This window comes from Acinetobacter sp. YH18001, assembly GCF_013416975.1.
GTDB classification, from domain to species: Bacteria; Pseudomonadota; Gammaproteobacteria; order Pseudomonadales; family Moraxellaceae; genus Acinetobacter; species Acinetobacter pseudolwoffii.
In genome coordinates, this window is record NZ_VPEU01000036.1 from 18,470 (window position 1) to 27,045 (window position 8,576).

Sequence of the window (8,576 nt, forward strand, 5' to 3'; positions counted from 1 at the left end):
GGTCATAAAATTGCTATCAGGTTTTAAGTGCTAAATTTCTCAGTAGCGTTACGCATACTTTGAAGAACACTTTCGAGTACATCATTGCTAGCGCTTGGCGTAGCTTGGTTGGTAGCGCCAGGCGTACCCTTTAAATCTTGAATAAGTTCCCGTCGTGAGCTTCGAGACATTCCTGCTTTGGCAAGCAAGATATCTGCTTTATGGGCAGCGACTTTCTCTTTAGTGAAGTTCTTTATATCTTCAACAACCACATCGGATGGCAGGAAAGCATCAGCAAAGCCACTATCAATAGCATCACGACCATTGATCCAGCGCTCTTTATCCATATCGGCTTTAAGCTCATCCATGCTTAGTCCGGATCGCACGTGATAAATATCAGCAATCGTGTCATCGATCTGCTCAAGGAAATCCGCTGTTTCGCGTAAGTCGTTGCGATTACCCCAAAGCCCTGTCCAGGCATTGTGAATCATAAAGAATCCAGCACGGGCAATTTGAATCTCATCAGCTGCCATGGCAATAAATGATGCTGCTGAAGCTGCCACCCCTAAAACACGTACAGTCACATGACCTTTGTATTCGCGAAGCAGGTTATAGATAGCCAGACCTTCAAATACATCACCACCTGGTGAATTGATATTCACTACAACATCAGCGCCATCGAGTGAACGCAATGCAGCACTGATCCGCTTAGCGGTTACACCAGAATCATCCCAGTAGTCATAACCAATCGGATCATAAATACCAATCGTATTGTCATTTTCATCTGATGCTTTAATTGCAGGATTCCAACGATCAAAAGCTAACGGCGAAACACCACCTTTTTCTTTTGCATTAAAATTAGCGACTGGCAGCAGGTTTCGTTTGCTCATTATTATCACCTTTGTAATTGGTCCCGACTTTATCAAGCGGAATTAATGCCGATTGAATTGTATAAATTTCCCCACCCGCAATAGGCGCTTCGTTTTCTTTGCGTCTTACTTCATTTCGGTTATACCAACCATTGTTGAGTGCAGATGCATAATATTCAGCACGGCCTTTTGAGTCTGCCCGCAATAAGCCTTCCACACCAAACTCAACGTAATAGGTTTCAAACTCTGCAGCACCAATCAGGCACCGTGAAATTTCCTGTTCAATATTGACCAGTAATGGACGTAAAGTATTGGTCAGGAATTGCATGTTCATGCCTTCAACACTGGAGGACCATGAACTTTGCTTATCTAAATGCCCAACCATGAATGGCGGCACCCGGAACCAGCGGCAAATTTCCTCAATCTCAAAAGTCCGAGTCTCTAACATCTGAGCTGCTTCAGGATTCATAGTGATGCCGTGGTATTGCATACCATTTTCAAGCACCATCATTTTTCCGGCATTCTTGGACCCCATGAATTTATTCATGTTGTCTCTAAGTGATTCACGCTGATCCGGCGTTAATTTCCCCTGGGCAGATAAAAGACCTGATGTTTGCAAACCGTTTTCAAAGAACTTTGCTGCAGCTTCTTCAGCAGCCTGTGCAGCCCCAATAGTTTCACGCGCCTTCTGAACCTTAAATAAGCCCATCACCCCATCGATACCAAAACCACGAACATGCATCATGTTTTTTTCAGTGATTTCACGATTAACACCACTTTCGGTGTAAGTGTATTTCAGCATTCCATTGGTCTTGTTCCTGGTCACCACCATGTTTTGGGGTAGCAATGGATTCAATGAAATAATCCGGCCTGATGCACTGCGGATAATTTCAATGTATGAGTTTCCCCATAGGCAGATACTGGCCACAATCATCAGCATGAACCGGCTGGGTGTCATTTCATAGTTTGGTGACCGGCACAAAAGATTGTAGAGCGGATGCTTAACTGCAACATCCCGGCTACCGTCCGCTTTTCGCTGGTAAATCTTAAGAGGCAGCGTTGATACAGTTTCTGAAATCAAACTCACACATGAAAAAACGGCGCTCAATTGAAGCGCCGAATCTACAGTTACATGCTTGCCACTCGATGTGGCCAATAATGCCCTTAATAATTCAGGCTCCAGACTCAGATGCCCATCAAGCCCAAGGAAGCGCAAAGCTGCTTGAGCAAACCGACCCGGCTTCTTTGTACTCATTAAACACCTACCATAATTGGATCATCATAAAATTCATCACCTGTAGGTTCCCCTGCAAGCACCATTGCCCGACTGATGCCCATTAATAACGCCACAGCACCATCGATTTTCTTAAACTTCTTTTCCTTATCCGGAAATTCGGTTTCATTTTTTCCTGTTTTAGAAATAACATTACCGATCATCCAGCTAAGAATTGGGTTTCCATCATGATGAAAACGACCTGCAGCAATGGCAGCTTCAAGCTCCTTCATTGCTGGTGAGAATGTCTTTGTGGTTTTGGGCATCTTGATTGAGGTATATCCGGCATCATCCACAGTTTTTGCAATCTGGAATCCACCCCACTCATCGTAAGGAACCTCAGTCAAAGACACTCGCTGAGCATCTTCGATTAATTCCTTTGCGATTTGATTCAGGTCATTCTCATAGCCATCACAGACATTCAGTAGACCTTTGTTGAACCATTTCTGATACCGCTCAACCACCTGCTTTTCATCGCCGCTATAAACCGTGTCTTCAGGTAGATAGAACTGCGGATCTATACAGTAGTAATGCAGTCGACCATCATCCTCAATTCTGTAAAACAGGTTGATACGTGCTGCAATATCAATTTTTGATGATAGATCCACACACATCATGCAAGGCGTTGCTTCAAAGTCATCAATGTTCAGGTCTGGATTACCGCAAGCCTTCCACTTTTCCATATTGAAAAATGCAGATTTTGCAGATACCCAAACGTTTAAGTGCTTAGTTTTAAAAGCACCTTGCTTTGATGCGTTCTGAATTGCTCGGCGTTGCTGAGATTCCAGATAGTCCGAATAAACAGAAACCCCATAATTGGGGTTTGCTTTGGCTAATACTGCCGGATCTGTCCAATCATCCCCCTCATCAATAGTCCATATCCAGCCAAACAGCTCATCATCTGGCACAGTATCCAGGAGCATTTCCTGAACACGTGCACGTAAATCATAACAAGGGCCTTCAATATTAAAGCCAGCTGTTGTAATTGTGAAAATCATAGGCTGTCGACGTGCACCCATACCGGTCTGCATGGTGTCATAAAGCGTAGATGTTGGATGTTCATGGAATTCATCGACTACAGCACAATGCGGCGACTGGCCATCAGGTGGATCACCAATGATAGGCTCAAAGATAGAACCTTCATCTGGAATCTCTAAGCTACCGGCATTAATCAGTACGCCAGCTGCTTCAATGAAGTCTGGCGAACGTACCGCCATTAAGCGTGCAGGTTTAAAAACTTCCCAAGCCTGTTTCTCAGTAGTAGCGCCGGCATAAACTTCTGAACCAAATTCACCATCATTGGCAAACATGTTAAGAGCCACGCCAGCAGCGATTGCAGACTTACCGTTTTTACGCGGCACCTCCCAATAGCTTTCACGGAAGCGGCGGTACCCATCTTTTTTACGAACCCAACCAAATGTGCAGCCAATACCGAACTTTTGCCAGGGCTCAAGCGTGATACTCAGACGCTTCATTGCCCACTCACCCTTTGTATGGGGCAGCAACTCAATAAAAGCGATCTTCTTTTCTGCTAGTTTTGGCTCAAATTTATAAGGAAAATCTTTGTTTTTTGACTTAATGAGGTCATCTAAGTGGCGCTTACAAGCAAGTTTCACCCACTTACATGCAGGTATTTTTCCTGAAACAACCTGCTTTGCCCATTTATTTGCAATGCCAACGTTTGGGAAAGCTGTCATTTCGGCCTCGCTACATATTCAGCACCTGCGCAAATTTATTTGTTTTAGGTTTATTACCCCCACCACCTAACCGACCCCGGGAAGATGGATCCAGACCCAGCATTGCCCCAAAAGAAGCCATCTGTTTTGATGCTTCATTCACTGCAGTCAAGGCTGGATTTTTAATCGTACTGCCTTGCGCTGTTTCCAGTGTTGGTCCTTTTTGGATTACTTCTTTTTGGGCTACGCGCAAGTTGTGGTAAGCCATGCAGAACATTTCCACGTTGTGCATATCTGTAATTTTAAGAACTTTATTTTTTAACAATTCAGGAATAACCGAACGCCACATCATGTCCGCGTACTCCATTGTCGAGAGATATTCCGGCACATCAATATCAACGACATCAGCGAATTCAGGCACATTGGTATTGAGAGGACGTCTGCCCGGGTTGCCAGCTGCCCGTTTTGCTTCCTGCGGTTTTGGCTTTCGGCCACGCCCAGGAACAGAAGAAACTCCACCCATTTGTCAACACCTTGAATTTTTAATTTCGCGCACGTAAAAATGAACGGAGGGGGGCGGTCATTTAGGCAAAGGCCCTGAACTCTCAAGTATCCCCCCGGGGTTCACCAGCTACGGCGCTGATTATCTTGGTTAATTTCTTTTTGCTTTCGCTTTGATTGCTCTTTGATTTCACAAGCTAGATCAATAAATTCTTTAACATGTTGCTTGGTTACACCACTGCCCGATTGCATCGCACCAACAGCATAATCGTGCGCCATCTCTTCAATTGTTTTCTCGGCCATTATTTCTTTCCTTCTGTAGCTGTTTTCTCTCTATGACACGGTGCACACAACGACTGTAGATTGTCTGGATCATCTGTACCACCATGAGCCTTAGCCTTGATGTGATCGACGTCTGTAGCCTCGGCCACACGCCCAGCAACGGCGCATTTAACGCATAGATAGTTGTCACGTTTCAATATGCTTTCACGCAGTACTCGCCACGCATGGCCATAGCCACGCGCCGTAGTTGATCCTGATCGGTCTTGGCGTGCTGTCCAGTTGCTGCGCTTATGTGCATGCTTATCACAATAGCCTTGTTCTTTTGGTGACTTGGTTAGGTTTGGACAGCGAAACTCACGGCATGGTCTGCTCATATCCATCAATCCAAATAAGGCGACTTAGGTTTATCTTCATCATCTTCGGTCTGCATCATGGCTATCAGCTCATTGTTCTGATCCACGATACGAGCCATGACTTTATTTTGTTCTGCCAGTAGATTGCTTTGAGCTGTCATCGCTTGGCTTTGGCTGTTCATTGCTTGAAGCATCTCGACCAGTAAGTCGTTCGATGCACAGCCGCATTCTTTCTTTTGCTCGTTCACTTTGCTTCCTTATCCATTCACGGTTTCTTTCACACGATGCACATGTCATCTGAATCACCCAAGGTCACATTGATTTCGTTAAGCAGGTATTGATTGACTTGATCTACAGTGGAGACATTCACAAATACCAACTCAACATCTTTGATTGCCAAACCAGTCTCAGCCTCAAACAATCGCTTACGATTGGCTATGTCCTGGTATAGATCCCGCTTAAATGCATCGAGTCGTTCTTGATCGCTTGTACCCACGGCGCTATCTCCGACTTAAATTGATTTGAATATTCTTCATGCGAGTACGGATGTTTGCCATTACTTCATCAATAGCCATCATCTGTTTGCTATTCATGAATGCTCGACTTAGGCTCTGATACTTCACCAGCTCATCATGCAATTCATTTAGATTCTTTTGGGCTTCTTTGACATCCATACGCACCACCAATAAGAAAAGAAAAACCCCGACAAATTAATGACGGGGTTTGAGTCGTAATATGTTCGACAAAAGGAAAATAGCAATATATTTCAATAAAAAACCCGTTTAACTCTCTCCAATTAAACGGGCTTGACTTGCGTCACAATGTCTTTCTTCTTTTGCAGAGCAACTATATTGCTTAAATATTACAGCTTTATGAAACAGCTCTTTGCTTGGGTTTTTGCTATTCAACTTCTTTCAAACAATGACGACACTCTTTCTGGTCATCACAATTAATTTCAGTCACACCATGCAGGCCAAATAAGCAGAATATAAATTGGAGCATACTTTTCTCTATAAATTAAAAAAGCCTGATCAAATTCATGAACAGGCTTACCTCTTTTAAATTTACTTTATTTAATTTGTGTAATCATCTCTATGCTTACCACACTTGCAACATTCTACCTGAATAAAAATATCCGACTCATAAGTGTAGTGATGAAAGCATAATAGCTGCTTTAAGAGTTGCCGCATATTTTTCTCCCAAATGTTGGAGGCCCCACTGAAAAGTGGAGTGATCATAGATGGTAAATAACAAGTTAGTACTTGCTCATCGCCTGCATAACAATTAGCTGTGAAGAACTTCTAATTCAAAACCGTTATCAATCATTTCATTAATACTGGGTATCAGTGCCTCCACCCACTCTCCCTTGCTCCAAACCTTTAAAATTCCATTCTATTCCTTATAGTAAGCATGATCGAAAAGTGAGATATGATGAATAACCTGTGTTCCGTTTGGTATACGTGTCATACAAACCTCCAGACTCTTTGTTATAATTTTAATCTATCAGAATATTATGTTTTTTAATTATAGATGCTTGTATCAATTCACTATTAAATGTGACCTATCAAACAATGTAGCAACACAGCAACACATGACATAAGAAAAATATAGGCAAAAAAATACCTCCTTTATAGGGAAAGGAGGCAGAAACTTAATAGAAACTACAGCCATAGAATCTGGCCCGAATTATATACATAATAATATTATATACAAGGCTTATTAAAATCTTGGTAAGACAGCCCTCTTCGCGGGGCCAGACGCTACTCACAATCACACACACCTAACATACACGGTCTGCTTTACTTGCTTTCAATCCTCTTTAGGTCGGGGCGCTACTCCCTAGTCTGGATTCCCGAAGGAAGTTTACTCGATGGCATGTTCCACTGGTCAGCACTCCAGTAGGCTTAGGTCGCCTTTTTACAGACAATAAAAAGCCCACTTACTCGTCAAAATAAGTGGGCCAGTGCTGTAGTCACTTTCTTCGTATTACGTCTTCTTCTTATCGCAAAAACAATATAGCACTAAGGCTTTGATCAGAAAGTATAGAGAATATTAAGAAATTGTTATTCATTGTCTAATTTTGGTTGATTTTCGTTTTAGGCCATAAATTCTAAGCATTAAAAAAGCCCATTTTACGATGAGCTTTTTTTAACTTTTAAAATAATTTTATCTAATTAGGTTGCTAATTCTTTATACAATTTCTCCAAATCTTCTAATCTCTTTTTCTTAGATAGCTGATTAACATGAAAACACGAAGATACCGCAAGTATTAATAATGTTAAGCCTAAAATCAGTAACCAATTGTTTTTCACAGAGATTCACCTTGATTTATAGATGAGTCTTAGTATGCCAACTATTTGTTTAATAAGCTAACAAAAAAGCCCACCATTTGGCGAGCTTTAAATTCTAGGTTGTCGTATCAATGCAACTACAGCAACAATAACACAAATATAGTAGTTTACTGTATACATGTCAATTGTTATATTCAGGAGAACACTTTTCCAATAAATTGAATTTTAAATAAATTTTATGAGCACATCTAAAAAACCAAAAGTATTCATATCCTATAGCTGGTCCTCACCTGAGCATGAAGATTGGGTTCTTGATCTTGCACACAGGTTGCACAACGATAATATCCATATTGTTATTGATAAGTGGGATTTGCGAGCAGGACAAAACTCCATTGAATTTATGGAAAGTATGATAGTAGATCCTACAATTGATAAAATCATAATGGTTATTGATAATACATACCAAATGAAGGCGGATTCTAGAGATGGCGGAGTCGGCACTGAATCAACGATTCTCTCAGATGTTCTATATAATAAAAAGTCTACAGATAACGTTGTAGCAATCATTTCAGAGCCTAACTCTAGGCCACCAGTTTTTTATTCAAGTCGCATTTATATTGATTTATCTTCAGAAGATAAACTTTCTGAAAACTATGAAAATTTAATTCGTTGGATTTACGGAAAATTCAAACACGAAAGACCAAAAACTGAAGGCATAACGCCTAGTTTCATTCATGAGGATGCAGATTCTGTTGTCTTATATACTAATATGGAATTCAGAATTGCATTAGATGAAATTGAGAGAGGCAAGCCTACTGCACAAGGTGCTATTCGTCGCTATTTAAATAAATTAGAAGCAGAACTTCCAAAGCTTAAAATTGATGGAACAGATGACTATAAAGAAGCATTTTTAAATAACTTTTCAAATTTTACTGCACATTTACTTGAATATAAAAAATTACTGAATGCTGCTTGTGAATATCAACTCGAACAGAAGACTCTACTTCAATTTCAAAAATTTTTAGCTAATCTTTTAAAATTTCCTGGATCTAATCAAACCAATTTAAATCGAAGTTTTTACGAAGCTTTAAACTACCAACTAGTGTTAGTAACAATTGCTGTTTTGATAAAAAATGATGAATTTTCAATCATTAAATTTATTCTAGATGAAATATATGAAGTTCCTAGTACCCACCTCAAATTTCATGATGAAAAATATAGTACTTTCAAAATATTTACTCATAAAATGAGCTTTTTGTGACTGTACAAAGAGATTAAGAAAACCAAATTTGTATAATAATTCTGTAGTTACTAGATGTTATTCAAGCTCAAGCTTGAACCAAAAGTGAATC

10 protein-coding genes are annotated in these 8,576 nt (G+C 40.7%); 1 reads left to right on the plus strand and 9 read right to left on the minus strand.

Annotated elements, in window-relative coordinates; genetic code table 11:
* Window positions 1-23 precede the first annotated feature (23 nt).
* The 9 genes from FTV48_RS11090 to FTV48_RS11130 form a co-directional block, all read right to left on the minus strand.
* On the minus strand, window positions 24-869 hold the full coding sequence (locus FTV48_RS11090) for a head maturation protease, ClpP-related (protein WP_180000344.1): 846 nt from the start codon (window positions 867-869) through the stop codon (window positions 24-26).
* Window positions 838-2,103: a phage portal protein gene (locus tag FTV48_RS11095; RefSeq protein ID WP_180000346.1), complete on the minus strand. Its 1,266-nt coding sequence runs from the start codon at window positions 2,101-2,103 to the stop codon at window positions 838-840. Before FTV48_RS11095 ends, FTV48_RS11090 begins: the two co-directional genes overlap by 32 nt.
* Complete coding sequence (locus FTV48_RS11100; protein ID WP_180000348.1) at window positions 2,103-3,818, minus strand: terminase large subunit; 1,716 nt, start codon at window positions 3,816-3,818, stop codon at window positions 2,103-2,105. Before FTV48_RS11100 ends, FTV48_RS11095 begins: the two co-directional genes overlap by 1 nt.
* Window positions 3,819-3,828: 10 nt before the next feature.
* Entirely contained in the window at window positions 3,829-4,320 is a 492-nt protein-coding gene (locus tag FTV48_RS11105) for a phage terminase small subunit P27 family (RefSeq protein ID WP_180000350.1), read from the minus strand.
* Window positions 4,321-4,421: 101 nt separating this feature from the next.
* On the minus strand, window positions 4,422-4,601 hold the full coding sequence (locus FTV48_RS11110) for a hypothetical protein (RefSeq protein ID WP_180000352.1): 180 nt from the start codon (window positions 4,599-4,601) through the stop codon (window positions 4,422-4,424).
* Complete coding sequence (locus FTV48_RS11115) at window positions 4,601-4,954, minus strand: HNH endonuclease (protein WP_180000354.1); 354 nt, start codon at window positions 4,952-4,954, stop codon at window positions 4,601-4,603. The genes FTV48_RS11110 and FTV48_RS11115 overlap by 1 nt, the downstream gene beginning before the upstream one ends.
* Before the next feature lie 5 nt (window positions 4,955-4,959).
* Window positions 4,960-5,181 (minus strand): hypothetical protein, encoded by a 222-nt coding sequence (locus tag FTV48_RS11120; RefSeq protein WP_180000356.1) that lies wholly within the window; start codon window positions 5,179-5,181, stop codon window positions 4,960-4,962.
* Window positions 5,182-5,210: 29 nt separating this feature from the next.
* A complete protein-coding gene (locus tag FTV48_RS11125) occupies window positions 5,211-5,429 on the minus strand; it encodes a hypothetical protein (RefSeq protein WP_180000358.1) in 219 nt (72 codons plus the stop codon).
* 4 nt (window positions 5,430-5,433) lie between these two features.
* Window positions 5,434-5,607 carry a hypothetical protein gene (locus FTV48_RS11130; RefSeq protein WP_180000360.1) on the minus strand — a complete coding sequence of 58 codons (174 nt, stop codon included), beginning with the start codon at window positions 5,605-5,607 and terminating at the stop codon, window positions 5,434-5,436.
* A 1,855-nt stretch (window positions 5,608-7,462) separates the two neighbouring features.
* Here FTV48_RS11130 and FTV48_RS11135 point away from each other — a divergent pair.
* Entirely contained in the window at window positions 7,463-8,485 is a 1,023-nt protein-coding gene (locus FTV48_RS11135) for a toll/interleukin-1 receptor domain-containing protein (RefSeq protein WP_180000363.1), read from the plus strand.
* The last annotated feature ends 91 nt before the right edge of the window (window positions 8,486-8,576 follow it).

Coding starts and splice junctions, on each gene's coding strand:
- FTV48_RS11100 (WP_180000348.1), bottom strand. CDS start 3,818: ATGACAGCTTTCCCAAACGTTGGCATTGCAAATAAATGGGCAAAGCAG.
- FTV48_RS11105 (WP_180000350.1), bottom strand. CDS start 4,320: ATGGGTGGAGTTTCTTCTGTTCCTGGGCGTGGCCGAAAGCCAAAACCG.
- FTV48_RS11090 (WP_180000344.1), bottom strand. CDS start 869: ATGAGCAAACGAAACCTGCTGCCAGTCGCTAATTTTAATGCAAAAGAA.
- FTV48_RS11095 (WP_180000346.1), bottom strand. CDS start 2,103: ATGAGTACAAAGAAGCCGGGTCGGTTTGCTCAAGCAGCTTTGCGCTTC.
- FTV48_RS11110 (WP_180000352.1), bottom strand. CDS start 4,601: ATGGCCGAGAAAACAATTGAAGAGATGGCGCACGATTATGCTGTTGGT.
- FTV48_RS11130 (WP_180000360.1), bottom strand. CDS start 5,607: ATGGATGTCAAAGAAGCCCAAAAGAATCTAAATGAATTGCATGATGAG.
- FTV48_RS11135 (WP_180000363.1), top strand. CDS start 7,463: ATGAGCACATCTAAAAAACCAAAAGTATTCATATCCTATAGCTGGTCC.
- FTV48_RS11115 (WP_180000354.1), bottom strand. CDS start 4,954: ATGAGCAGACCATGCCGTGAGTTTCGCTGTCCAAACCTAACCAAGTCA.